Raw genomic sequence first — 24,278 nt, 5'->3', positions numbered from 1 at the left:
CAACAAAAAAGTAGGGGCTTTGGGCCTCTACTATATATGACGTAAAAAAGCGAGTTTTACTTGCAAAAAATATCTCTTTTTTAGTTAAATACCCCTCCTTCAAAATCCTCTATCTGCTTTATCCTTTCCCTTGCCCCATCTGACACCTCCCAGAACCAACCCTGAGGGTCCCAGCATTGGGCGAATTTATAACGGCGGGCAACAGTCCTGAATGCCTTTTTTGCCTCTGCGTATTTCTCTTCAGCCGCATATGCCTCGCCCTTAATAAAATAAGCCGTGGCAACGTCGTTGAGCGCCCAATAGTCAAATGCCTTATTCTTAGGGGCAAAATCGCGAAGCTGGCGCTGCTGCTTGTCCGCCTCCTTTGAATACAATTCAATGCACTTGTCAGCCGCGTAATGGACTACGCCATACTCCCTGTTAGCCAGCGCTTTCCATGCCTGGAGAACCAGATTACGGGAAGACAAATCATCTAAATCATAAGCAAAGGCCGGCAAGGCAATTAACAATAAAAGAGCGATTATCAGACAGCGCTTCATTTATAGCCCTCCGTTAGATCAGCCCTTTACGCAATTGGCGTGGGCATAGGCCTTAAGGCGCTCTCTCGCCTCTTCGGATATCTCCACAAACTGCAGGCCAGTCAGAAAACTCTTCTGCGGCTCGTCGCCGCGCGTCCAGACCACCCTGCCCCGCACCGTGATCGGCTCCTCATCAGGGACACGCAATGCAAGCTCAATGTGCCTGTCAATGGAAAGACGTTCCGGCAGGTTCAAACAGAGGCCGTCTTCCGAAACATCGCAGGTCTTGGGGCAGTCCTCATCAAAATCAAACAATTTGCGGTAAGATACGTCCATATTGATCCTTAACCTGACAAATCTGCGTTCCTTCATTTTCTTATCCCTTCCCTGTTTCTGGATCGCTGGAGCTCTTTATATACCATAACAACGTTCTTTGCCCCTTCTGTCGCCCACCGGATCCCCAGGATCAAAGCGGCGATAAGAAACTGCATAAAATACCTGGGAATAAAAAAGGAAAGCGCGAAACACAAAAGGCAGCCCGCCAGCCACTTGCGCCCTGCCAACATACGCAGCAGGCCCTGGCGCCTTCCGCCTATTGCCTTATTTGCGACTACAAGCATATCCTGACAATAAAGGCACGCGGCAATGTGCGCCTCAAGCTCTGCGCGCCTCTTTCTGCTTAATCCCCCCTCCGCATACAGGCCCAGGTCCGCGTCTGAGGGGCATTCATTGCATCTGTTCAGGGCGCTCTCGCGCATATTGCTCTTTAACGACCTGCTTAATAATTCGTCTATCCTTTCCATAACTTATGCCCTCACTTATATAGACGCAAAAAAACGCGTTTTACTTGCACCCGGAATAGCCCTTTTCTTCAAGAACCTTTCTAAGCCGCTTCTTCGCCCTGGCGATTATGGACGATACCGACGCGTTCCTTATATTAAGTATGGCCGCGATCTCCCTGTGCGTCTGGTTGTGCAAAAGGCATAACGACAATACGATCCTGTGCTTTTCAGGAAGATGAGAGATAAACCGGCTGACCTCATGCTGCAAATCCTTGATCTCCATCATATCTGCCGGATTATGGGAGGCATCCGGCAGCCCTTCCGATAATGCCGGCCCCTCAGAATCATCAAGCAGGGAATAAATCCTGCTTCTCGCGGAATTCCTGCGCATAAAATCTATACCGGCGTTCTGGCTCACCACAGAAAGCCAGCCCCGCACCCTGTTCCTGTCCCTGACCTGCAGGAGTTTTTCCTTCTGCCAGATATCAATAAATACTGATTGCGATATGTCTTTTATGTCTTCTTCGCTAAAACTAAAACCGTGGCGGGATAACTTTGCCTTAATACTGACGGTTACCGTGTCCTGAAAACGCCGTATGAACTCAAGCCAGGCCTCCCTGTCTTTGGCAATACAGCGTTCAATTAATCCGGAGAGCATTTGGTTTGTTTAAGAGATCCGCTTCAAATAATTTTTATAACTGTCCTTTATGTCGGAAAGCGAGTCGCCGCCGAACTTCTCCAGCAATACCCCGGCAAGTTCTGTGGCAGAGACCGCCTCTCCTACAACTCCGGCGGACAATACCACGCAGGTGTCGGAACGCTCGATCGCCGCTTTTTTGGGCTTGCGCGTATTCAAATCCACGGAAGGCAGCGGATTGAACAGGGTAGATATCGGTTTCATACAGCACCGTAAGATCAACGGCTCCCCGTTAGTCATGCCGCCCTCAAGGCCGCCGGCGTTATTGGTCTTTCTATAGAAACCCTTTTTCCGCGAGTAAAAGATCGCGTCGTGCGCTTCAGAGCCGAACTTATCCGCGTAGCCCAGGCCCAAACCTATCTCCACCGACTTAACTCCGGGTATGGACATAAGCGCGGCCGACAGCCGTCCGTCAAGCCGCTTGTCAAAATGCGCGTAACTGCCCAGGCCCGGAGGCAGCCCTATCGCCTTTACTTCAAATACGCCTCCCACCGTATCCCGTTTCTTTACGGCGGCATCTACGCGTTTCTTCATCTTGTCCTTGTCTGACTCCCCGCCAACCTCAATAACCCGGCTGCTGATATTGATATCAAACTCGCGCAGGAACAATTTGCACAAAGCGCCTACCGCGGTCCTGGCCGCCGTCTCTCTGGCAGAGGCGCGTTCAAGCACAGGCCGCGCGTCCTGAAATCCGTATTTCAGCACTCCGGCCAGGTCCGCGTGACCCGGCCTGGGAGAGACAACGTCGGGAAGCTCGTTTATCCTGGAGTCGGTGTTTTTGATCATCAGGCAAATGGGAGAGCCGATAGTGACCCCCCGCCTTAAACCGGAAAGTATCAAGGCCGAATCCTGCTCGATCTGCATGCGTTTACCCCTGCCATAACCCTCCTGCCTGCGCTGCAGCTCGGTATTTATCTCGTAGGCGTTGATCTTTAACCCCGCGGGAATGCCTTCCAGGATCGCCGCGAGGCACCTTCCGTGCGATTCTCCAGCGGTAAGAAAACGCAGCATAACATCCTCCTTGTTTACGCGGTAGAGCCGGAGGCGTCTTTGTCCAACGCCAGGTTCCTCTCTACAAAAGCGACTATCTTTGCCTGAATCTCAGAATCAATTTTATAGAATTCAACACCCATGCCCGGATAGATCTCATGCTGCAGCTCCCTGGATACATGCCAGACGACCCTGGCCTCAAGTTCTGTCTTTGACATGTGCGGCCCAAGGCCAAACTTCAAAGTAATGATCTCGCCTAACGGATATATCTTGTCGCAGAATATCAAAGCGCCTATGGCGCTCAAATTCAGGATCTTGCCCTTATGCGGCTTGCCGCCCGCCTGTCCGGGCCAGTATTCCACTGTCTGCTCAAAGTGCAGCCGCCTGAACCTCCTCCTCAGTTTCTTGCTCTGTATCTCGGCTATGGCCCTGTCTTCCTTAAACGCGTTCAATGCCAGTTCCATGTTATCGTATACCTCAAATACGCTGTCCATATGCACCAGTTCAAAAAGCCGCCTTATATAGACGGGGACGTTCACAAACTTGATCCTGCATTTATTATTTATCACGTTCTTATAGGCAATGGTCAATACGGACAGGCCCTCGTAATCCACAAAATTCACTTCCTCAAAATTGCAGAGTATATCCTTGAAACCGCTCCTGATGCACCAGCCGACCCTCTCCACCAACTCTGAAGCGTTTATATCGATCTCCCCTGAGACGGACAGGACCACTATATTGCCTTTATACTGGACCGTGATCTCCATTTGCTCCCTTTCTTTAGGCGAACAGCTTGATGAACTTGGGCGCCAGGATAAAACAGGCGACGATAAGAGAATTGATACTGGCGACGAGAACGCCGGCAGCTGCAATATCCTTCAGCACCCTTATTGAAACGCTTTTTTTCTGGCCCTTAAGGAAATCTATAAGGATCTCAAAGGCGGTGTTTACTATCTCCGCCACGAATACCAGCGCTATGGATACGCAAATAAACAGGAATTCTATCCGGGCGACTTTGAGCAATACGGCGAACAAAACCGCGAAGCAGGCGAACGCTATATGGATGCGTATATGCGTCTCTGTGCGGATGGCAAAGCCCAGCCCGTCAAAGGCATATTTAAAACTCTCCAGGAAATTCCTGCTAGACACCTGCCCCCCTATTCTTATACTCTAAATAATCCCGCAGGATGTCCTTATGGTCAAAGGCAAGATCCAGCTTCATCGCCTCATCCGGCGTAAATGCCGCCGCCTTTGCCGCGTCATCACCTGCCTTGATGCTGCCTTCGGCTTTAGCAATATATACCGTGCCTATAGTGTGGAAACGCGGGTCCCTCTTCGGTTCTGAATAAGTATGGAATTGCTTCAGCCCCGTGATCCTTAAACCGGTCTCCTCTTCTGCCTCGCGCCTGGCCGCGTCCTCTAAACTCTCGCCGTAATCCACAAACCCGCCGGGTATTGCCCAGCCGAACGGCGGATTTTGGCGCTCAATTAAAACTATCCTGTTGTCAGGCATCTCTATTAAGGCGTCCACGGTGACATAAGGGCCGTTGCCTAATTTATTGAGCATATAATCTAAATAACCGTTTACGTGCTTGTCAAATATTTCAAAACCCTCCTTATCATAAAGCGCGAACACGATCTCTTTAAGCCGCGAATCGCTGTATCTTAGATGCCTCAACACTTCCTGAGACATTATCTTAGCCGCGGCAACAAGAGAAAATCCCCCCACTCCGCAGCCAAGCGCGGGAAAGGCAAGGGACTTTACTTTTAATTCCTCGGCGGCCCGCAGCGCGTTCCGGCAGGAAAGCCGTATCTTTTTCTCGTCGGTCTGGAAGTCCATTCCCATGGTCACGGCGTGTATCACAAACTTCGCGCTGAGTTTGCCCGCCTTAGTCGCGACTGCCTCACCTATGGCTATGGGGCCTTTTTTGACAGCTTCATCCTCTATCTCTTTGCCGCCTTTGCGCTTTATCGCGCCCGCCACGCCGCCGCCCATGACCAGCTTATTGTTGGCGGCGTTGACTATCGCGTCAACCTTCTGCGCGGTTATATCCCCTTGAATGATCTTTATTTCACAGCCCTTGATATCCATTATGATATTATACTATCTTTCCTTTATTACCGCAAGCATCTGCCTGTGTATCTTTCCGTTTGAAGACACGATAAAATGCTTCCTGTCAAGCGGTACCCCCTCGCCGTTTTTTCCTGTGACCCTGCCTCCTGCCTCCTCAACGATCAGCTTGCCCGCGGCAAAATCCCAGGGGCTTAACTCAAACTCCCAGAAACCCGCTGCCCGGCCTGAGGCCACATAACAAAGATCCAGCGCCGCGGCGCCCAGACGGCGCAGCCCCAGGATCCGCCGAAACAAGAAGCGCTTGATGGTCTCCAGGCTCTTAACCATTTCCCTGCCTCTGTCGTAATAGAATCCGGTTATGAGCATGGCCTGCCTTAGGGTAGCCGCTGAATTGACCCTGATGGGCTTCGCGTTAAGAAACGCGCCTTTGCCCTTCTCGGCGTAAAACAGCTCATCGCGCGTTACGTCGTAAATAGCGCCGGCTATCACCTTATCTTTACGCGCCAGCGCGACCGAAGCGCAAAAGATCGGCAGTCCGCAGGCAAAGTTATTTGTGCCGTCAAGCGGGTCAATGATCCAGGTATATTCCGAACCGGTCTTTTTATAACGGTATTCTTCGGCAAGAAAGTTATGTTCGGGAAAACGGCTTTTTATCAACGAGACAACCGCCTTCTCCGCCTCTGTATCGGCATTGGTCAGAAGGTCAAAGGACGAGGACTTCGTCCGCACCCTAAACCCTTTCTGGAAGTATTTTTTGTGGATCACGCCGGCCCGCCTCGCGGCCCGCACAGCTGTGCCTAAATAACTTATATCTTTCATATCTTAGCTAATGAACGCGCCAGCGCCAGCGCCTGTTTCTTTGTTGTTATCTCTCCGGCCGCCTGCGCCTCTTCTACTTCGTCCAGGATCTTACTGAAAATCGGGGAAGGCGTAAGTTTTAATATCTTTATCAGGTCATTTCCGTCTATCAACCGCACGATCTTTTCCCGGCCCTTACGGATGAAGAACTCGCGCGCGAGCTCAAGGCAGACCTTCTCGTGATGCCTGCGGTCCTCGCCCGCCGTAAGCGGCCCTCTTGTCGCGCGCTGGTCGGCGATCGCGAGCAAAAGCACGCTTACCGCCTCCTCTGCCGTATCCCTGAAGAAACGGAACCTTGCCCGCTCGCTGAGCGTTTCTATATCCGCGAGGTATCCGGGGCGTAAATGCCAGAAGACGATCTTCTTCAACGCGTAATACTCGTCCTGCGAAAGTTTCAACATCTCCGTGATCCCGCGGACTATCTTCAGGGCGCAGCGCTCGTGGCCGTGGAATATGATCTTACCTTCCCTGCGCACGCGGCTTTCCGGTTTGCCTATGTCATGCAGAAGGCAGGCAAACTTTAATAAACCCAGCCGGCTCCTTGTGGGAGAGAGGATAGTGCCGAGATATGGGCCTATCTTCTTGTCGCGTTTAATCTCCTTAAGCAGCGCCTCAAACTGTTTAAGCGCCTCCAACGAATGCCCCCAGACGTCAAGATGGTGATACGGCCCCTGGTCAACCCCGCGCATGACCCTTAACTGAGGCAGGACAACATAAAGTATCTTCAGATCATCCAGTTCTTTTATGGTTTTGCAGGCGTTCTCGCTTTCAAATATCTTGAACAACTCGTCTCTTATACGCTCATAAGAAACGCCCCTTAATTTCTCTTTGCTTTTCAGCGCTGATCTCAAGGTCTGTTTATCTATATTGAATCCGAACATCGCCTTCGCGCTGAACGCCCTTAATACCCTCAAGGGATCATCTTTAAAAGATGACTCTGATGCCGCCCTTATTTTTTTCAGCTTGATGTCTTTGAGCCCGCCGTGAAAATCAATTACGCAGTCCTCAAGCCGCCTGCCTGCCTTAAGCCGCGCCACATCCAGGGCAAGGGCGTTGATGGTAAAGTCGCGATGGAGCATATCATCCTTCAGGTCCCTGCCGCGAAAATCGGTAAAATCAAGGGTATAGTGCATTTGCTTTGTCTTGTATACGACCCTGGCGCAGCCGCGCGCCTTATCCAGCACCACAAATCCCGCCTTGATCTGGCGGGCAAAGCCGCGGGCAAAGGCGACGGCATTCCTGCCGACCGCGAAGTCAATATCCACCACGTCTTTGCGGCGCTTGAGGAATATGTCCCTGAGGAAACCGCCCACAATGTAGAGCCCGGGCCGCCTTTTTTGCCGGGAAATATACTGAATAAGCTTTTTTATGAGGGGGTCGCTCTTTATTAGTGAAGTGCTAAGCATACGCGGCGGGAAAACGCCTATTTTTCCTTCAGCGGGTTAGACTGCTTAAATATATCCTCTTCCACAAAGATCGGCGCCCTGGCGCGCACTGCCAGGGCGATGCTGTCCGACGGCCTGGCATCCACGACCTTCTGCCTGCCGTCATATTTCAGGTAGAGCTTGGCGTGGTATGTGCTCTGCTCCAGCTTGTCTATAAGGACATAATCTATGCGGGAATCAAGTTCGGTAATGGTGTTTAACAGCAGATCGTGCGTCAACGGCCGCGGCGGGGTAAAACCGCTTACCTCCATCTTTATGGCGGATGCCTCCGTGGACCCTATGACGATAGGCAGCAGCCGCTCGCCCTTCTTCTCTTTGAGCACGATGACCTGATCGTGCCTTTTCTCGTCTATTATTATCTTGTTTAACCCTACTTCAATCATATGATCATCTCCGCGCCTTCTTCTTTCCCTTGTTGAACATGTCTTTCAGCTCTTTCATGAATTGGTTGACGTCCTTAAACTGCCTGTACACTGAGGCAAAGCGCACGTAGGCCACATCGTCAAGCGCGGCCAAATGCTCCATTACCTTCTCGCCTATGTAGGTAGAACCGACTTCGCGGTCAAACTTCTTATGGATATGCCGCTCTATGCCGGCTACTATCTGCTCCATCTTCTTTACACTTACCTGCCTTTTCTCGCAGGCCTTTACTATGCCGTTCAGGATCTTCTTTCTGTCAAATGCCTGGCGCCGGCCGTCTTTCTTCACCACCATCATGGGAAGCTCCTCGTTGTATTCGTAAGTGGTGAACCGCTTTGAGCATTTCAGGCACTGGCGCCTGCGCCTGATCCCGGCGTTGGCTGATGTAGGGCGCGAATCAACTACACTGCTTTCTCTATAATGGCAAAAAGGGCACTTCACTTCTTCTTTCTGACTCTTATCCCCGCCTCTTTGAGGAATTCCGCCGACATCTTATCCGGATAACCGTCGGAGATAACGACCTCTTTCACTCCGGCGTTTATAAGCATCTTGGCGCAGATGATGCAGGGCTGGTTGGTTATGTAGAACGATGAGTCCTTGACGCTTATGCCGTAGAGCGCGGCCTGAAGCAGCGCGTTTTGTTCGGCGTGCAGCCCGCGGCAGAGTTCATGGCGCTCGCCGGAAGGTATCTTGAGTTTCTCCCTGAGGCAGCCGGCTTCAAAACAATGCTTGATGCCTGAGGGTGTGCCGTTGTAGCCGGTGGCAAGTATTCTCCTGTCCTTGACGATCAAAGCCCCCACCTGCCTGCGCAGGCACGTAGAGCGCTTTGCCACAAGCTTGGCAATACCGATAAAGTATTCATCCCATCCGGGGCGGTTGTCTTTCATTTTAATTCGGGGTAGATCGGGAACCTGGCGGTCAAGGCGTATGCCCTTCCGCGGATATCCTCCAATTTACCGTCGTCGCTCCTCGCCAGGATCGCTTCGTTTATCAATGAAACGATCTGTTTCATTTCATTTTCCTTCATTCCCCTGGTAGTGACCGCGGGAGCTCCCAGCCGTATTCCGCTGGTAAGCATGGGGCTTAACCGGTCATAAGGTATGAGGTTCTTATTCACTGTGATACCGGCCTTCTCAAGCGCCACCTGCGCGTCCCTGCCGCATACCTTCCTGGGCGTCAGATCCACGAGCGCAAGATGATTATCGGTACCGCCCGACACCAGCCGGTAGCCGAAAGAGGCCATTGCTTCGGCAAGCGCCTTGGCGTTCTTTGCCACCTGGCGCTGGTATGCCTTGAATTCCTCCGTCGCCGCGAGTTTAAAGGCGATCGCCTTGGCCGCTATAACGTGCATAAGCGGCCCTCCCTGTATGCCGGGAAATACATAGCCGTCAATTTTTTTGGCAAACTGGCCGCGGCAGAACACAACGCCGCCTCTGGGCCCGCGCAGTGTCTTATGCGTGGTAGTAGTTACGAAATCAGCATAGGGAAACGGGCTGGGATGGACCCCCGCCGCGATGAGGCCGGCAATATGAGCCATATCCACAAAAAGATACGCCCCAACCGAATCACATATGTCCCTGAATTCCTTAAAGTCAAATACGCGCGAATAGGCGGAGGCGCCCACCAGTATCATCTTGGGCCTGTGCCTCCTGGCAAGGAGGCGGATCTCATCCATATCAATGCGCTCTGTTTCCCTGTTTACGCCGTAGGGAATGATCTTGTAGAACCTGCCGGAAAAATTGTGCGGGTGGCCGTGGGAAAGGTGGCCTCCGCAGGCAAGGTCCATAGCCATGACCGTATCTCCCACCTCAAGCGCGGCAAAATACACCGCCATATTCGCCTGCGTTCCCGAATGCGCCTGCACGTTGGCGTGCTCCGCGCCGAAAAGCTCCTTGGCGCGCTCAATGGCAAGGCGCTCCGCGTCGTCAACGAACTCGCATCCGCCGTACCAGCGGCTGGCAGGATAGCCCTCGGCGTACTTATTGGTCATCACGGAACCCTGCGCCTCAAGCACTGCCAAAGGCGCGAAATTCTCCGAAGCGATGAGTTCTATGGTCTTCTCCTCGCGCTCGATCTCGCTGGTTATCGCCTTGTAAATCTCCGGGTCAACTGACTGTATGTGGTGTTTCACTCAACCCTCCTGTCAATTTTTTTCTCTATAGCCGATATCTGCCTGACGCGGCGGCTGTGCCTGCCGCCTTCAAACTCCGTATTCAACCAGGCATCTACTATCTTTTTTGCCGTATCGCCGGTGACAAACGACGCCCCCAGCACCAGCACGTTGGCGTCATTGTGCCGGCGGGAAAATTCTGCCGCCTTCAAATTATAGGCCAATGCCGCCCTCACGCCCCGCACCTTGTTGGCGACGATGGAATTGCCTATGCCGCTTTTACAGATCAAGATACCTCTGTTGTATTGCTTTTTAGACACGGCCCTGGCAACTCTGTATGAGATCTCGGGATAATCGCAGGATTCCTCGGAATACGTGCCGAAATCAGAAACCTCGATGCCCTTCTTCTTCAGGAAACGCAGGAGCTCCTCCTTCAACTTAAACCCGCCGTGGTCGGCGCCTATGACTATCTTCATAGTATTGTTTTGCTTATCCTTTCTATTGTATCCTTGATTATATAAAAAATATTCATATATGTGTCTATGGATCCGCCTATGGGATCTTTGATATCGCTGTTGCCGTCCTTTATTTTAGCAAATTCTTTCAATAAAAACACTTTATTTTCTATTTCCGGCGCCATTTCCTTTATGCGTTCCTTATGGATGCGCTCCATAACGAGTATGAGGTCCGCGCTTTTAAGCATATCCATACTAACGCGCCTTGACTTGTGGCCGGACATATCAATACCTTCCTTGCTCAACAGCGAAAGCGTCTCGGCCGTAGCAGGCATGCCTGAAAGCGCTGAAATCCCGGCAGAGACGACTTCAACAGACAGCCTGTCCTTTGTCTTTTGTTTAAGCAGGCCTTCCGCCATCACAGAACGGCAGGTATTGCCTGTACAGACCAAAAGCACTGTCTTGGTCCTGGCCGCCTTGACGGCATCCTCCGCCTTAATGGCGCCTTCCCGCAAAACAGTCACGCTGTTGGCGGCGTCAACTTCAACAACCGTGGACTCCCTGCCTAATTTGGCCTCTCCCCCGTCTAAAACTATATCTATCTTGCCGCTAAACTGCTCCATCACTTCGTCGGCGCTAAGGCAAGGCGCTTTATCCGCGATATTCGCGGACGGCGCGGCAAGCTCCAGGCCTGATTCGCTGATAAGCATCAAGGCGACCACGTTGTCCGGCATCCTCAAGCCCACCTTTGAATTCCCGGAAGGCATGACTATCGTCAGCGGGCCCGGCCAGAATTTAGCCATAAGCTTGTAAACAGCCATCGGCGGGGATTTTGAAAACTTATCCACGCTGTCCTTGCTGCCGACGAGCAGGGAAAACGGCTTTGAGTCAGGCCTCTGTTTTATCTCGTAAAGCCGCCTTATCGCCTTTTTATTGCGGCTGTCTGCCGCCAGGCCATATACGGTTTCAGTGGGAAAGGCAACGATGCCGCCTTTTTTAAGCGCTTTTACGGCGTCAAGCATTACGCTCCTGTCCGGGACAACATCGTTTATCCTTACGTATGCTGTTTCAATCATAATCTGACTTTTATCTTCAGCACCTTTGCCGCCATATTTTTCTTATGCCTGGTTAGTTTCTGTTTTATCTTTTTATCGCTTAAACCCAGGATCTGCGCGGCCAATATGCCGGCGTTACCAGCCCCTGCCTCGCCTATCGCCATTGATGCCACCGGAACGCCCTTTGGCATCTGCACGGTGGAAAGCAAAGAATCCAATCCTTTAAGGGCTTTGGTAGGGATGGGGATGCCGATGACCGGAAGCGTGGTGAAAGAAGCGATAACTCCGGCAAGCGCCGCGGAACCGCCCGCGGCCGCGATAAACAGTTTGATGCCGCGGCCTTCCGCGCTACGCGTATACTTCTCTAACTCCTTCGGAGTGCGGTGCGCGGACAACACCTTTAATTCAAAACTTATACCGAACTCCTTGAGCATATCCGTGCATGCCTTAACAACGCTTAAATCAGACGCGCTGCCCATTATGACACTGACTTTACTCGCCATTAATGTTGCCCTCCTTTAACCGCTCTCCACCCTATATCTTTTCTATAATGCATGCCTTCAAAACTGATCTTCTCAACCGCGCTATATGTATGTTCAATTGCTGTTTTGATATCCTCCCCCAACCCGGTGACGCCCATGACCCTTCCGCCGTTTGTATAAAATCTGTCCTTGTCCTTCCTGGTGCCGGCGTGAAACACTACCGCGTCTTTAACCTTAGCCGCCTCATCAAGCCCGCTGATCTCCCTGCCTTTTTCATAATTACCCGGATAGCCGCCTGAGGCCAGGACAACGCAGACGCAGGCGCGGCTGTCCCAATCCAGTATTTTCAGGCGGGAAAGTTTCTGCTCGCTTACCGCAAGCATCACCTCTACCAGATCGGATTGTAAACGCGGCAAGATCGCCTGTGTCTCGGGATCGCCGAAACGCGCGTTAAACTCTAAAGTTTTAGGGCCCTCTTTGGTCAGCATAATACCGGCGTACAAGACACCTTTATAGGTTATGCCTTCTTTTACCAGGCCGTCTATGGTGCGGTAAACTACCTTTTCCAGGATCTCTTTGAACAACGGCGCGGTGACTACCGGCGCCGGAGAATAAGCCCCCATCCCGCCGGTATTCGGGCCCTCATCGTTGTCAAAGACCCGTTTGTGGTCCTGCGCTGAAGCCAGCGCGATGACTTCTTTTGAATCCGTGAAAACAAGTATGGAGGCCTCCTGACCTTGCAGGCACTCCTCAATGATTATCCTCTTGCCGGCAGCGCCGAATATCTTTTCCTGCATCATCGCGCTGACCGCCTTTTTTGCCTCATCAGCGGTTTTAGCTACTACCACGCCTTTTCCCTGAGCCAGTCCGTCTGCCTTTATCACACAAGGCGCACCGATCTTATCAATGTATTTCCTGGCAGCGTCCGCGTCCTCAAAGATATCAAAATCCGCGGTCGGCACCTTATATTTTGCCATTAATTCCTTGGCAAAGACCTTGCTTGCCTCTAACCGCGCGGCCATTTTCTGCGGCCCGAAAATCCTTAATTTATAATTGGTGAATTCGTCAACGATCCCCGCGGCAAGCGGCGCTTCAGGCCCCACAACGGTCAAGTCAATTTTTTCCCTGCGCGCGAAATCTAATAACTTCGCGATGTCATCCGCCTTTATATCTACGCACTCTGCCTGTTGACTGATCCCGCCGTTACCCGGCGCGCAAAAGATCTTGCTCACCAACTTTGACTGGGCGATCTTCCAAACCAACGCGTGTTCCCTGCCGCCTGAACCGATGACGAGGATCTTCATATTTATTTCCTGACCATGACCAACAGCATTTTAAATCTTTCTATCGCCTTTAAGGCGTGCGGTTTGTTCGCCGGCATAATGATCATCTGACCTGCCTTCAGTTTATTCGGCCTGCCGGAAATCATTACTTCTGCCGAGCCGTCAACTATGTAGACCAGCGCGTCAAAGGGCGCGGTGTGTTCGCTTAGCCCCTGGCCCTTGTCAAAGGCAAACAGGGTGACCGTGCCCGCGTCCTTCTTGATGATCTCCCTGCTTACCACCGCGGAATCCTGATAATCAAGCAATCCCGATAAATCAACTACCTTACCAGTGAATTCCATCTATACAATCTCTACTTTCCCTTTGCCCCTGACGACCTCTCCGATGACACAGGACTTAAGCTTTGACTGCGCCAGTTTTGAGATCGTCTTCTTTGCCGCGCCGGGCGCGACAACCAAAACCATACCTATGCCCATATTAAAGGTATGATACATCTCTCTGTCTTCAATATCGCCCTTACTCTGAATAAGCCGGAATATCCTGGATACCTGCCAGGAATCCTTATAAATCCTGACATTCACATTATCGGGTAAAATCCGCGCGATCTTATCGTAAAACGCCCCGCCGGTGATATGGGCAATGCCTCTGATGCTTTGATATTTCAATAACGATAACACGGGCTTGACATATATGCGCGTGGGTTCAAGTAATTCTTTGCTGTATTTTCTCAGATCGCCCCGCGAAAGGGCCTTTCTTACCAGGGAATATCCGTTAGAATGAATACCGCTTGATTCTAAGCCAATGACAGTATCGCCCGGACTGATCTTCGCGCCGTCAATAATACTTTTACGCTCAACCACGCCTACGCAAAAACCGGCAAGGTCGTAATCGCCTGCCTTGTACATCCCGGGCATCTGCGCGGTCTCGCCGCCCACAAGAGCACAGCCCGCCTGGATACAACCTTCGGTTATGCCCTTGACTACGTCCACAAGCACGCCCGCCCCAACTTTGCTGTAAGCGATGTAATCCAGAAAAAACAAAGGCCGCGCCCCGACGCACAGAATATCATTTACGTTCATCGCCACCGCGTCAATGCCGACTGTATCGTGTTTTCCGGCAAGGACGGCGAGTTTTAACTTGGTGCCCACGCCGTCCGAAGAAGATACCAGGATGGGATCCGCGTAGAGGCCTTTGGGTAACCTGAAAAAACTCCCGAACCCGCCGATATCCCTGAGCACGTCCTTGTTGAAGGACCTTCTCACCAGCGGCTTTATCTTCGCCTTAAAAATACCTGCCCTGGTTATATCCACCCCTGACTTTTTGTAGTCCATCAGCAGTTCTCCAGCATATATTTATCCGCCTTTTTGACCTTGATGGGATATTTCCCGGTAAAACAGGCAACACAGTAGTTCTGCTTGGGCAGGCAGACCGACTTCAACAACCCCTTCAAGCTCAGATAGCCCACGCTGTCCACCCCTAAAAACCTTTTGATCCTCTTTAAGCTCATCTTGCGCGCCAGCAGCTCCGATGACCTGGGAAAATCGATCCCATAAAAACAGGGATGTATATGGGGCGGGCAGGAGATCCTCAGGTGCACCTGCTTGGCGCCTGCCTGCCTTAGATTCTTTACGCGCTTGCGCGACGTCGTGCCCCTGACTATGGAATCATCCACAACTACTATGCGCCTGCCCTTGACCACGTCCTTGAGGATATTGAATTTGATCTTGACGTTCAGGTCCCTTATCTCCTGCTTGGGCTGGATAAATGTCCTGCCTACGTAGTGGTTCCTGATAATGCCCCATTCAAGAGGTATCCTTGACTTCTCGCTGAAGCCCAATGCCGCGGATGTGCCTGAGTCAGGCACGGGCACTACGATATCCGCCACAGCCGGATGCTCCAGCGCTAACTGCTCGCCTAAGCGCCGTCTTACCCTGTGCACTGTCTCGCCGAAAACCATGGAATCGGGCCTGGCAAAATAAATATGCTCAAATATGCACATCGCTTTAGCGCGCACTTTCAGCTCAGGCGGATGCACAGAGCGCACGCCGCGCTTGGTTAAAAACACTATTTCACCCGGCTCAATTTCTCTTACGAACTTTGCTCCGATAAGGTCAAAGGCGCAGGTCTCCGAAGCCAGGCACCATGCCCCATTAAGTTTTCCCAGGCATAAAGGCCTGAATCCATGGGGGTCCCTTACGCCGATGATCTGCCTGTCATCCATCAGCAGCAAGGAGTAGGCGCCTTTGACCCTCTTGAGCGCGTAACGCAGCCGCTCTTCTGTGGAGCGCTGTTTTGACTTTGCCATAAGATGGACTATGATCTCGGAGTCGGTGGTGCTCTGGAATATGGAACCGGCCTTTTCCAGCTCTGACCTTAATTCCGCCGCGTTCACGAGGTTGCCGTTATGCGCGATGGCTATGGAGCCCTTGAGGTAATCGATCACCAGCGGCTGGGCGTTCTTCACCAGGCTCGAGCCGGTAGTGGAATAGCGCACGTGCCCTATTGCCATTCTGCCGCAGAGCCGCTTCAGCGATTCGGCATTGAACACGTCGGAAACCAGGCCCATGCCCTTGTGGAACTTCATTGATCTCCCGTTATAGGAAACAATGCCTGCCGACTCCTCGCCCCTGTGCTGCAAGGCGTAGAGCCCGGAATAAGTCAGATAACTCGCGTACTTATTTCCGTGCACCCCGAAAAGCCCGCAGTATTCCTTAGGATAATAAGTTTTTCTTCGCATATTCTACTCCGTTTTTAAAGATCTGGATTCCCTCCGGCCCAAACGGCTCTTTCATAGAAGCCCATCTGGGGCCTTGAGTTTTCTGAACGTGCCTTTCAGGATGGGGCATAAGCCCCAGTATCCTGCCTGTTTTGTCGCAAATACCGGCGATATTGTCGACTGAACCGTTTGGATTATAAGGGTAACCTGCCGGGTTGCCGTATTCCGTGCAATACTGAAAAACAACCTGGCCGTTCCCCTTAATCCTTTCCAGCGCCGCCTTATCCTTTACCTGGAAATTGCCCTCGCCGTGAGCGACGGGAAGATAAATGATCTCCGGCAGATTTCTCGTCCACACACAAAGCGTATCATTTCTACTTTTTAAATACGTCCATCTATCTTCAAATTTTCCCGACGTATTCAGCATCAAAGTCGCCTCCTGGGTAAAATCTCCGTTTCCCGGCAAAAGCCCCGCCCTGGCCAATACCTGAAATCCATTGCATATGCCTATTATCAACTTGCCGCCGGCAATAAACCCGCGCAGGTCATCGCGCAAACTGTGCTTCAATTCAACGGAAAGGATCTTGCCCGCCCCCAGATCATCGCCGTAGGAGAAACCTCCGGGTATGGCGAGTATCTGATAAGACGATAAACTCTTTTTCCCCGAGCACAACTCGTTTATATGCACAAGTTCCGCTTCGGCCCCGGCCGACTTAAAGGCAAAGGCCGTTTCTTTATCACAATTTGTCCCCGCGCTGCGCAGGACAATGACTTTTACCCTGTTCTTCATTTACGGTAGAATTTCCGGATGGCTGAGACCACCTCTTTCGGCTCATCCACCACTGTGAATATGCGAAGGTCTTGCTCAGGCACGCACCCTCTCTGTACCGCCGTCTGTTTTATCCAGGCCACCAGCTCCTTCCAATAGACCTTACCCACAAGCACTACGGGAAATCTCTGGATGCGCTCTGTCTGTATCAGATTAAGCGATTCAAAAAGTTCGTCAAGAGTGCCGAAGCCTCCGGGCATGACCACGTATGCCTTGGCGTATTTGACGAACATGACCTTGCGCACGAAAAAATAATGAAAATCAAGCAGGGTCTTCACGTAAGGGTTGGCTTTCTGTTCCGACGGGATCTGGATGTTCAGCCCGATTGACCTGCCTTTTGCCCTGGCCGCTCCCTTGTTTGCCGCCTCCATAAGCCCGGGGCCGCCTCCTGTAATTACAGCATAACCTTCCCTGGCGAGAGAATAGGCGATCTCCTCCGTTACTTTATAATATTTATCCTGACGGCTCAGCCTTGATGAGCCGAAAATGGATACTGCCTTGCCGATGCCAGAGAGCACCTCAAAGCCCTCAACGAACTCAGACATGATCCTGAAAACCCGCCAAGGGTCCTCTTTGGTGAAATCGTCCCTGAAGTCATCTTTTTTCATGTTACCACCTCATAGGTTTCTGCCAGGCATCTTTTAAATGCCGCGCCTTGGCAGACGCGCATACCTTATTATCCAGCCCGTATATGTTAAATTTGTTATTATCACAGACACAGCCGATAAGCCCCAGCGGCAGGCCCTTCATAGTCCTTTCAAATTCCTTCTGTTCCTGTTTCGGCACCTCTACCAAAAAGCGGGAATTGGACTCGGAAAACATTATTGCCGCATCGTAATTCTTATATTTGGGATTTTGCGCTGAGTAAGGGACCTCTGCCAGGAATATATCCATTCCCAGGCCGCCGGCAAACGCCATTTCGGCAGCGCATACGGCGATCCCGCCTTCAGAACAGTCATGTATCGCCCGGACCAGCTTTTTCCGCGCCGCCCTGCTCAAGGCATCCATTGTTTTTTTCGCGGCCTTCGCGTTGACCTTGGGAACGTTGTTGCCGAGAGACCCCAGGATATCATAAAAATGCGAACCGCCTAATTCGTCGCGGGTATTGCCGGCAATGTATATGAGGTCGCCTGCCTGTTTCGCGCTCATCGTAACAGCGTCGGATACGTCCTCCATTACCGCCATCGCGGATATCAGCAAGGTGCAGGGAATGGCAATTGATCTATCGCCTACGCGGTATTCGTTATTCAAGCTGTCTTTGCCGGATACGAAAGGGACTCCGAAATCCCTGGCAGCCCTGTAGCAGCCTCTGGCTGCCTCAACCAGTCCGCCTAGCCTGTCGGGCTTATCCGGATTTCCGGCGCAGAAGTTATCCAGCAATGCCACCCTGTCAAGAGAACCGCCCACAGAAATAACCTGCCTCAGCGCCTCGTCAATACAAGAAGCGGCCATCCAATAGGGGTCGATCCTGCCGAACCTGTAGTTTATGCCGCAGGATATTATCAGCCCTTTGCGTGAATCCAGAAGCGGCCTTACCACTGCCGCGTCAGAAGGCCCATCGTTTAGAATTCCGGTCAGGGGCTTAACTACTGAACCGCCCTGGACCTCATGGTCATACTGCCTGATGATCCACTCTTTAGAACAGATATTATAATGCGAGAGCAGTTTAAATAAGTACGGCGTTAAGTCCTTATCCTTTGGCAATGCCGGCTCTTTATGCGTTCTTCTCACGCTGACCGCCTTTTTCTCGATCTGAGGCAGGCCGTTATGTAAAAAATCCATATCCAGGTCACAGACCTTATTTTTATCGTAGAATAACTCCAGCCGGCCGGTCCCTGTGAATTCACCTATGCGGGTCGCCTCAACATTCTCGGACTTGAATACCTCAAGCAGTTTCTCTATTTTCTCCTTCGGCACTGCCAGCACCATTCTCTCCTGCGCCTCGGAGATCCAGATCTCCGCGTAGGAAAGCCCTTTGTATTTCAAAGGCGCCTTTTCCAGGTCAACGCGCGCCCCCAGATCAACGCCCATCTCTCCCACCGCGCTGGACAGCCCGCCGGCGCCGCAATCGGTGATAGCATTGTAGAGCCCGGCGTCGCGCGCCTTGAGTATCGTATCAAGCAGTTTTTTTTCCTGTATGGGATTGCCGATCTGCACGGCGCCCGAAGAAACCGTCTCTGACTCAGAGGTGAGTTCGCCTGAAGAAAATGTCGCTCCGTGTATCCCGTCGCGGCCTGTCCTGCCTCCGGCAACGACGATCAGATCGCCTTTCTTTGTCTGCTTAAATGACCTGCCTTTGGGCATAATTCCCGCGGTGCCGCAATAAACCAGAGGATTGCCGATGTAGGCGTCGTCAAACAATACCGCGCCGTTCACCGTGGGTATCCCCATTTTATTGCCGTAATCCCTTACTCCGGCGACCACGCCCTTAGCCACCCTCTTGGGGTGGAGTACGCCCTCCGGCACATTATCTTGAGAAGTATCGGGAGGCCCGAAACAGAATACATCCGTATTCAGGACCGGTTTAGCCCCCAGCCCCGTGCCTAAGATATCGCGGATCACGCCGCCTATGCCGGTATTCGCCCCGCCGAACGGCTCAAGCGCCGACGGATGATTATGCGTCTCTACCTTAAAACATACATTGTAATTATCGTCAAATTTTATAATGCCGGCGTTATCTTTGAATACCGAAACGCACCAGGGCTTGTTCAATTCCCTGGTTACCTTCATTATCGTTGATTTAAGCAGATTGTTGATCCTGGTTGTCTTGCCGTCTTTCTTATAAAGGATCTTGCCGCGGAATGTCTTATGCCCGCAGTGCTCAGACCAGGTCTGCGCCAGTGTCTCCAATTCGCAGTCAGTGGGGTTGCGGCCGAGTTTCGCGAAATACTTCTTGATCTCCTTCATCTCGTTGAGATTAAGGAACAACTGCCCTTCTTTGCTTATCTGCTTAAGCCGCTTTGGCCCAGCGCCCAGCAGATCTACGGTGTTTAATTGAAATCTATATTCTGCCGAATGGGTAGTTATGTATGAGGCGGCATCCCCCTTTACAATATGCTGTATCAATTTATTGTAGAGCAGTTTTTCGCAAATGGCCCTGATCTCCTGCCCGCTTGGATCTCCCTTGAGCAAGTATTTTTTTGCGCCCGCTATACGCCTTACGCCTTCAATACCCAGATCCTTAACCGCCTTAAGAGCGGACTCCTCAGCCGGATCCATCACGCCGGCGTTATACGCCACTTCTATTGCCTGGTATCCCTCATCGGCCGCCGCGGATAAGGAATATGCTTCTATCACCGGGTCAATAAGCAGCTCCTCCGCGATATGCCTGATCTTATCCTCTTTGAGTCCGCTCTCAATATAATATACCCTGATAAACCTGACTTCTGAGACAGAATTTATCCCCAGATCAAGGATATCCTTTTTGATGCCTTCTCCTACGGCATCAAAGACCCCCTGCCTTTCTTTGACCTCAACCCTATAGACCATACTTTTGTGATTTATTGCAGGACCTTATTCAAAACTTCCTGGTAGGCCTCTTCAACGCTGCCCAAATCGCGGCGGAATCTGTCTTTATCGAGCTTGCGCCCCGTGCCCTTCTCCCATAGGCGGCAGGTATCGGGTGAGATCTCGTCGGCTAAGATCACCGTCCCCTTGTGCCTGCCGAATTCAAGCTTAAAGTCAACCAGATCCAGGCCCCTTTCGGAAAAGAAAATTTTGAGGTACTCGTTTATCTTAAAAGACAACGCCTTAATCGTATTCAACTCATCAGCGGTAGCCAGCTTAAGCGCTATCGCGTGGTAATCGTTTATTAAAGGATCATGCAAAGAATCGTTCTTATAATGATACTCAAAAACGGGGCTCTCCAGCGTGATGCCCTCTTCTATGCCCAGTAATTTGCTCATGCCGCCGGCTGTAATATTGCGCATGGTCACCTCAAGCGGAATGATCCTGACCTTCTTGACCAGCATCTCTCTGTCTGAAAGCATCTTTTCAAAATGCGTGGGTATGCCCTTACCGTAAAGATACTCAAACAGCCGGGTAGAGATCTTATTATTGCATACGCCTTTCTGAAGTATCGTGCCTCTTTTCGCGGCGTCAAACGCGGTGGCGTCGTCTTTGAAGTATTGGATAACAAGATCGGGGTTATCCGTCTCGTAAATTATCTTTGCCTTGCCTTCGTAGATCTTATTCCGCTTTTCCATGATCATAATCCCAATCGGTTGAATATCATGCCTACGTTCTTCAAATAGGCATCCAGTTTAAAACAGTCATCCAGTTCTTTGTAAGACATATGTTTCATCACGGCCTTATCTTCAAGCAAGACCTCTTTAAAGCTGACCCTGCGCTTCCAGCACTGCATTGCCGCCCTTTGCACTATGTCGTATGCCCTGGGGCGGTTAAGCCCTTTATTCATAAGAGCGACCAGTATCTTCTGCGAGAAAAACAGCCCCTTGGACCTCACGATGTTAGCCATCATATTTTCCGGGTATACATTAAGCCCCGATACAACATAGATCATTTTGTTCAGCATATAATCCAGAGCCAATGTTGAGTCGGGTAAAATGACGCGCTCAACGGAAGAATGGCTGATGTCCCGCTCATGCCACAGGGCCACATCCTCAAAGGCAGCGTGCGCGTTTGCCCGCAGCAGGCGCGCCAGTCCGCATATCCTCTCGCATATTACCGGATTTCTTTTGTGCGGCATGGCGGATGAACCCTTCTGCCCGGAAGCGAACGGCTCCTCAACCTCAAGCACCTCTGTGCGCTGCAAATGCCGGAACTCCAAAGCCATCTTCTCAAGGGAAGCGCCTATCAAGGCAAGCACGTTAACGAATACCGCGTGAATATCCCTCTGGATCACCTGGGTGGAGATCGCCGCCGGCCTGATATTGAGCTTACGGCAGACGTATTGCTCAACGCGCGGGTCTATGTTGGAATAGGTGCCTACAGCCCCCGAAATCTTGCCCACGGAGATCTCGTATTTCGCCCATTGCAGCCGCTCAAGATTGCGCCGCATCTCATCATAGGCAAGCGCCATCTTCAGGCCGAATGTGGTCGGCTCAGCGTGTACGCCGTGCGACCTGCCCATGCAAGGCGTATCCTTATATTTCTTTGCCTTCTTCTTCAGTTCCCGCAACAGGACGCTCAAACCATCGATCAATATGTCGGCTGCCTCCCTCATCTGCAGCGCCAGCGCCGTATCCAGAAGGTCGGATGAGGTGATGCCCATATGGAAATATTGCGCGTCCCTGCCGATGTATCGCGAGACGTTGTTCACGAACGCCACGATATCGTGGTGGGTCTTCTCTTCTAACCTCTGTATTTGCTTGATGTTAAACTTTGCTTTGCGCTTGATATTGGAGACCGCGGCGGCGGGGATCTTCTTGAGTTTAGAAAGGGCCTCGCAGGTGAGTATTTCTATTTGGAGCATTTTGGAGAACTTGGACTCGTCCTCCCAGACCTTGCTCATTTCGGGAAGTGAATATCTCTGTATCATCTTAACCCTCCTATCCTGTCCAGAAGGGTTAATTATAGCAGAAAAACAACGGCTCTGCAATAGGCAGAAAGGAAAAAAATCTATGGTGGAAAGATAAAATGGCGGGAAGCAGAAAAATATCTACCTGTTTTTATTTACAGGTTGCTGTTTAAAATATGCCCAAAGATGTACCTGTATAATCTCCAGGTATCGTGCTTCGTGATCTTCCCGTCGCCCCTGACGCGCCCCTCCGTGCCGGGGTTAGGGTAAACATCGGCGCGCCTGAACTCTTCTTCGCTAAGGGTAACCGATCCTTTCATTGCGGCATGCATCTTTCTTATATCCGCTCTGGTTATTCTGCCGTCACCGTTAACGTCACCCATAATAGAGGCCTCGGCTTTAGCCGTTGCGCTAAACCTGTCCCTGACCTCACAGGCAACGGCGCTGGCATGGTAGGGCAGGACTATAGAATCCTCGTTTAAGAATCCCGTATCCCATACATTGTCGTTATCAAAATCCCATCTGTATTCCAACATGCTATCCCAGGTAGTATATATATCAGGGTCTGCGGCGCCAACGGCGCGGGCTATTAAACTGGGCTGCTCCTCCCTGCCTTCTACAATACTTAAACTATAACTATAAAAAGTATAAAACTCATTATTGGTAACATATATATAATCACCCGAAACAAAAACATCTCTGATATCCAACATCGCACCTAATTTTCTAAATAAAGCAGGGGCCGCGGGGTCAGAGATATCGATAATCAGCAATTCATCATAGGTATTCACAACATATGCGTATTTGCCGGAAACGCGGACCTTAAAAGCTGGATATTCATCAAGACTTCCAACTAAGACCGGAGACGCGGGATTGGAAACATCTACTATCTGTAAGCCAACACAGTCATTTGCAATATAGGCATAATTCCCGGAAACGTCGACAAAATCACAACTGGTATCAAAACTTCCAACTAAGACCGGAGACGCGGGATTGGAAACATCAATGATCTGCAGTCCTCCTGACCAACAGGCGACGTAGGCGTAATTCCCGGAAACACAGACGGTTTTGGAGGTGCCGTTTAATTCAATGCTTCCGACCAGTGTCGGAGCTGTGGGATCGGAGACGTCTACGATATGTAATCCTGCTTTATCATTTGCGATATAGGCGTAATTCCCGGAAACATGGACGCCTCTTGCAAAACCGGATGTATCAAGACGCCCGACCAGGGCAGGGGCCGCGGGATCGGAGACGTCTATGATCTGTAAACCCGCATTAGAACCTGCAAGGTAGGCGTAATTCCCGGAAACGTAGACGTCGTATGCATAACTAGATGTATCAAGGCTTCCGACCAGGGCAGGGGCCGCGGGATCGGAGACGTCTACGACCTTCAGAACTCCCTCCCGAGAGCCTATCAAGTAAGCATAAGTTCCTAAGGTATAAATACGGGAAGCAAAGCAACCTGAGATATGCAATCTACCGACTGAGTTTGCCAAATTCCCTGATTCTCTAGAAATATCGATGCCTTCTATGGATGGAGCGTTGTTATAAGGAACTGTCCATACAGTCCTGGTTGCATAAGATGCATTTCCGTACGCATCCGTAAGACCTAATTTAATCCTCCAATATCTGGATATGGGACTGACACTAAGTTTAAACGGCTGGGAGACATCATATATATGCAAACTAGACTCTTCATCGGCAATATAGAGATAATTCCCGAGAAGGCAAATCCCTACAGCAAGGCTGCATTCATCGGAATGAGCCAATAGGACCGGCACCGCGGGATCGGAAATGTCTATGACATGCAAACTGGCATCATTACTTACAGCATAGGCATAGTTGCCCGCTATGGAAACAGCTCGCGTCCCGCCAGATGTATTAAGACTTCCGACCAGGGCAGGGGCCGCGGGATCGGAGACGTCTATGATCTGCAACCCGGTATCATTATCTGCGATATAGGCATAGTTGCCCGCTATGGAAACAGCTCGCGTCCCGCCAGATGTATTAAGACTTCCGACCAGGGCAGGGGCCGCGGGATCGGAGACGTCTATGATCTGCAACCCGGTATCATTATCTGCGATA

At 51.3% G+C, this 24,278-nt stretch carries 27 protein-coding genes and 1 pseudogene; all 28 read right to left on the bottom strand.

From position 1 onward, the window contains the following. Nucleotides 1-80 precede the first annotated feature (80 nt). Nucleotides 81-539: a hypothetical protein gene (locus tag PHR44_03710; protein ID MDD4909767.1), complete on the bottom strand. Its 459-nt coding sequence runs from the start codon at nt 537-539 to the stop codon at nt 81-83. A gap of 18 nt (nt 540-557) precedes the next feature. Continuing rightward, on the bottom strand, nt 558-890 hold the full coding sequence (locus PHR44_03705) for a PilZ domain-containing protein (protein ID MDD4909766.1): 333 nt from the start codon (nt 888-890) through the stop codon (nt 558-560). Further along, complete coding sequence (locus PHR44_03700; protein MDD4909765.1) at nt 887-1,321, bottom strand: zf-HC2 domain-containing protein; 435 nt, start codon at nt 1,319-1,321, stop codon at nt 887-889. The genes PHR44_03705 and PHR44_03700 overlap by 4 nt, the downstream gene beginning before the upstream one ends. A 40-nt stretch (nt 1,322-1,361) precedes the next feature. Next, nucleotides 1,362-1,958 (bottom strand): RNA polymerase sigma factor, encoded by a 597-nt coding sequence (locus PHR44_03695; GenBank protein MDD4909764.1) that lies wholly within the window; start codon nt 1,956-1,958, stop codon nt 1,362-1,364. A 9-nt stretch (nt 1,959-1,967) separates the two neighbouring features. Further along, nucleotides 1,968-3,008, bottom strand: a complete 1,041-nt coding sequence (locus PHR44_03690) for a chorismate synthase (GenBank protein ID MDD4909763.1) — start codon at nt 3,006-3,008, stop codon at nt 1,968-1,970. Between the two features lie 14 nt (nt 3,009-3,022). Beyond that, complete coding sequence (locus tag PHR44_03685) at nt 3,023-3,754, bottom strand: PilZ domain-containing protein (protein MDD4909762.1); 732 nt, start codon at nt 3,752-3,754, stop codon at nt 3,023-3,025. 13 nt (nt 3,755-3,767) lie between these two features. Continuing rightward, entirely contained in the window at nt 3,768-4,136 is a 369-nt protein-coding gene (locus tag PHR44_03680) for a diacylglycerol kinase family protein (GenBank protein ID MDD4909761.1), read from the bottom strand. Next, the gene (locus PHR44_03675) at nt 4,129-4,554 is read right to left on the bottom strand and encodes an NUDIX hydrolase (GenBank protein ID MDD4909760.1); all 426 of its coding nucleotides are present in this window, start codon (nt 4,552-4,554) and stop codon (nt 4,129-4,131) included. Before PHR44_03675 ends, PHR44_03680 begins: the two co-directional genes overlap by 8 nt. A 135-nt stretch (nt 4,555-4,689) precedes the next feature. Next, nucleotides 4,690-5,079 (bottom strand): annotated as a pseudogene (locus tag PHR44_03670) (macro domain-containing protein). A gap of 12 nt (nt 5,080-5,091) precedes the next feature. Next, the gene (locus tag PHR44_03665; GenBank protein MDD4909759.1) at nt 5,092-5,880 is read right to left on the bottom strand and encodes an inositol monophosphatase family protein; all 789 of its coding nucleotides are present in this window, start codon (nt 5,878-5,880) and stop codon (nt 5,092-5,094) included. Further along, entirely contained in the window at nt 5,877-7,325 is a 1,449-nt protein-coding gene (locus PHR44_03660) for an HD domain-containing protein (GenBank protein MDD4909758.1), read from the bottom strand. Before PHR44_03660 ends, PHR44_03665 begins: the two co-directional genes overlap by 4 nt. 17 nt (nt 7,326-7,342) lie before the next feature. Further along, a complete protein-coding gene (locus tag PHR44_03655) occupies nt 7,343-7,747 on the bottom strand; it encodes a bifunctional nuclease family protein (GenBank protein ID MDD4909757.1) in 405 nt (134 codons plus the stop codon). Between the two features lie 4 nt (nt 7,748-7,751). Continuing rightward, nucleotides 7,752-8,225 (bottom strand): transcriptional regulator NrdR, encoded by a 474-nt coding sequence (gene nrdR / locus PHR44_03650; protein MDD4909756.1) that lies wholly within the window; start codon nt 8,223-8,225, stop codon nt 7,752-7,754. Next, a complete protein-coding gene (locus PHR44_03645; GenBank protein MDD4909755.1) occupies nt 8,222-8,671 on the bottom strand; it encodes a cytidine/deoxycytidylate deaminase family protein in 450 nt (149 codons plus the stop codon). Before PHR44_03645 ends, nrdR begins: the two co-directional genes overlap by 4 nt. Then, nucleotides 8,668-9,915: a serine hydroxymethyltransferase gene (locus PHR44_03640; protein MDD4909754.1), complete on the bottom strand. Its 1,248-nt coding sequence runs from the start codon at nt 9,913-9,915 to the stop codon at nt 8,668-8,670. The genes PHR44_03645 and PHR44_03640 overlap by 4 nt, the downstream gene beginning before the upstream one ends. Beyond that, a complete protein-coding gene (gene rpiB / locus PHR44_03635) occupies nt 9,912-10,370 on the bottom strand; it encodes a ribose 5-phosphate isomerase B (protein ID MDD4909753.1) in 459 nt (152 codons plus the stop codon). The genes PHR44_03640 and rpiB overlap by 4 nt, the downstream gene beginning before the upstream one ends. Continuing rightward, nucleotides 10,367-11,425, bottom strand: coding sequence for an L-threonylcarbamoyladenylate synthase (locus PHR44_03630; protein MDD4909752.1), 1,059 nt, complete (start codon nt 11,423-11,425; stop codon nt 10,367-10,369). The genes rpiB and PHR44_03630 overlap by 4 nt, the downstream gene beginning before the upstream one ends. Further along, nucleotides 11,422-11,907, bottom strand: coding sequence for a 5-(carboxyamino)imidazole ribonucleotide mutase (purE, locus tag PHR44_03625; protein MDD4909751.1), 486 nt, complete (start codon nt 11,905-11,907; stop codon nt 11,422-11,424). Before purE ends, PHR44_03630 begins: the two co-directional genes overlap by 4 nt. Then, nucleotides 11,907-13,190, bottom strand: coding sequence for a phosphoribosylamine--glycine ligase (gene purD / locus PHR44_03620; protein MDD4909750.1), 1,284 nt, complete (start codon nt 13,188-13,190; stop codon nt 11,907-11,909). Before purD ends, purE begins: the two co-directional genes overlap by 1 nt. A gap of 2 nt (nt 13,191-13,192) precedes the next feature. Beyond that, entirely contained in the window at nt 13,193-13,510 is a 318-nt protein-coding gene (locus PHR44_03615; protein MDD4909749.1) for a cupin domain-containing protein, read from the bottom strand. Further along, nucleotides 13,511-14,500 (bottom strand): phosphoribosylformylglycinamidine cyclo-ligase, encoded by a 990-nt coding sequence (gene purM / locus PHR44_03610; GenBank protein ID MDD4909748.1) that lies wholly within the window; start codon nt 14,498-14,500, stop codon nt 13,511-13,513. After that, nucleotides 14,500-15,906 carry an amidophosphoribosyltransferase gene (gene purF / locus PHR44_03605; GenBank protein MDD4909747.1) on the bottom strand — a complete coding sequence of 469 codons (1,407 nt, stop codon included), beginning with the start codon at nt 15,904-15,906 and terminating at the stop codon, nt 14,500-14,502. Before purF ends, purM begins: the two co-directional genes overlap by 1 nt. Continuing rightward, the gene (purQ, locus tag PHR44_03600; protein ID MDD4909746.1) at nt 15,881-16,675 is read right to left on the bottom strand and encodes a phosphoribosylformylglycinamidine synthase I; all 795 of its coding nucleotides are present in this window, start codon (nt 16,673-16,675) and stop codon (nt 15,881-15,883) included. The genes purF and purQ overlap by 26 nt, the downstream gene beginning before the upstream one ends. After that, entirely contained in the window at nt 16,672-17,322 is a 651-nt protein-coding gene (locus tag PHR44_03595) for a TIGR00730 family Rossman fold protein (protein MDD4909745.1), read from the bottom strand. The genes purQ and PHR44_03595 overlap by 4 nt, the downstream gene beginning before the upstream one ends. 1 nt (nt 17,323) lies before the next feature. Then, on the bottom strand, nt 17,324-20,203 hold the full coding sequence (purL, locus tag PHR44_03590; GenBank protein ID MDD4909744.1) for a phosphoribosylformylglycinamidine synthase subunit PurL: 2,880 nt from the start codon (nt 20,201-20,203) through the stop codon (nt 17,324-17,326). An 11-nt stretch (nt 20,204-20,214) separates the two neighbouring features. Next, nucleotides 20,215-20,919 carry a phosphoribosylaminoimidazolesuccinocarboxamide synthase gene (locus PHR44_03585; GenBank protein MDD4909743.1) on the bottom strand — a complete coding sequence of 235 codons (705 nt, stop codon included), beginning with the start codon at nt 20,917-20,919 and terminating at the stop codon, nt 20,215-20,217. Nucleotides 20,920-20,921: 2 nt separating this feature from the next. After that, complete coding sequence (purB, locus tag PHR44_03580; GenBank protein MDD4909742.1) at nt 20,922-22,214, bottom strand: adenylosuccinate lyase; 1,293 nt, start codon at nt 22,212-22,214, stop codon at nt 20,922-20,924. A 134-nt stretch (nt 22,215-22,348) separates the two neighbouring features. Then, nucleotides 22,349-24,278 (bottom strand): hypothetical protein (locus PHR44_03575; protein ID MDD4909741.1); only part of this gene is annotated, 1,930 nt, incomplete at its 5' end.

It is taken from the genome of Candidatus Omnitrophota bacterium, from assembly GCA_028707125.1.
GTDB lineage: Bacteria > Omnitrophota > Gorgyraeia > Gygaellales > JAQTUX01 > JAQTUX01.
Note: the sequence above shows the minus strand (reverse complement) of the source record. Positions and strands in the feature narration are given on the sequence as shown.

Excerpts from the sequence above, each read along its gene's own strand:
- PHR44_03675 (MDD4909760.1), bottom strand. The coding sequence starts at position 4,554 with ATGCTCAATAAATTAGGCAACGGCCCTTATGTCACCGTGGACGCCTTA.
- purB (MDD4909742.1), bottom strand. The coding sequence starts at position 22,214 with ATGATACAGAGATATTCACTTCCCGAAATGAGCAAGGTCTGGGAGGAC.
- PHR44_03615 (MDD4909749.1), bottom strand. The coding sequence starts at position 13,510 with ATGGAATTCACTGGTAAGGTAGTTGATTTATCGGGATTGCTTGATTAT.
- purM (MDD4909748.1), bottom strand. The coding sequence starts at position 14,500 with ATGGACTACAAAAAGTCAGGGGTGGATATAACCAGGGCAGGTATTTTT.
- PHR44_03665 (MDD4909759.1), bottom strand. The coding sequence starts at position 5,880 with ATGAAAGATATAAGTTATTTAGGCACAGCTGTGCGGGCCGCGAGGCGG.
- PHR44_03695 (MDD4909764.1), bottom strand. The coding sequence starts at position 1,958 with ATGCTCTCCGGATTAATTGAACGCTGTATTGCCAAAGACAGGGAGGCC.
- PHR44_03645 (MDD4909755.1), bottom strand. The coding sequence starts at position 8,671 with ATGAAAGACAACCGCCCCGGATGGGATGAATACTTTATCGGTATTGCC.
- purL (MDD4909744.1), bottom strand. The coding sequence starts at position 20,203 with ATGGTCTATAGGGTTGAGGTCAAAGAAAGGCAGGGGGTCTTTGATGCC.
- PHR44_03690 (MDD4909763.1), bottom strand. The coding sequence starts at position 3,008 with ATGCTGCGTTTTCTTACCGCTGGAGAATCGCACGGAAGGTGCCTCGCG.
- PHR44_03595 (MDD4909745.1), bottom strand. The coding sequence starts at position 17,322 with ATGAAAAAAGATGACTTCAGGGACGATTTCACCAAAGAGGACCCTTGG.
- PHR44_03710 (MDD4909767.1), bottom strand. The coding sequence starts at position 539 with ATGAAGCGCTGTCTGATAATCGCTCTTTTATTGTTAATTGCCTTGCCG.
- purQ (MDD4909746.1), bottom strand. The coding sequence starts at position 16,675 with ATGAAGAACAGGGTAAAAGTCATTGTCCTGCGCAGCGCGGGGACAAAT.
- PHR44_03655 (MDD4909757.1), bottom strand. The coding sequence starts at position 7,747 with ATGATTGAAGTAGGGTTAAACAAGATAATAATAGACGAGAAAAGGCAC.
- purE (MDD4909751.1), bottom strand. The coding sequence starts at position 11,907 with ATGGCGAGTAAAGTCAGTGTCATAATGGGCAGCGCGTCTGATTTAAGC.
- purD (MDD4909750.1), bottom strand. The coding sequence starts at position 13,190 with ATGAAGATCCTCGTCATCGGTTCAGGCGGCAGGGAACACGCGTTGGTT.
- PHR44_03660 (MDD4909758.1), bottom strand. The coding sequence starts at position 7,325 with ATGCTTAGCACTTCACTAATAAAGAGCGACCCCCTCATAAAAAAGCTT.
- PHR44_03700 (MDD4909765.1), bottom strand. The coding sequence starts at position 1,321 with ATGGAAAGGATAGACGAATTATTAAGCAGGTCGTTAAAGAGCAATATG.
- PHR44_03630 (MDD4909752.1), bottom strand. The coding sequence starts at position 11,425 with ATGATTGAAACAGCATACGTAAGGATAAACGATGTTGTCCCGGACAGG.
- PHR44_03705 (MDD4909766.1), bottom strand. The coding sequence starts at position 890 with ATGAAGGAACGCAGATTTGTCAGGTTAAGGATCAATATGGACGTATCT.
- PHR44_03685 (MDD4909762.1), bottom strand. The coding sequence starts at position 3,754 with ATGGAGATCACGGTCCAGTATAAAGGCAATATAGTGGTCCTGTCCGTC.
- PHR44_03585 (MDD4909743.1), bottom strand. The coding sequence starts at position 20,919 with ATGGAAAAGCGGAATAAGATCTACGAAGGCAAGGCAAAGATAATTTAC.
- purF (MDD4909747.1), bottom strand. The coding sequence starts at position 15,906 with ATGCGAAGAAAAACTTATTATCCTAAGGAATACTGCGGGCTTTTCGGG.
- rpiB (MDD4909753.1), bottom strand. The coding sequence starts at position 10,370 with ATGAAGATAGTCATAGGCGCCGACCACGGCGGGTTTAAGTTGAAGGAG.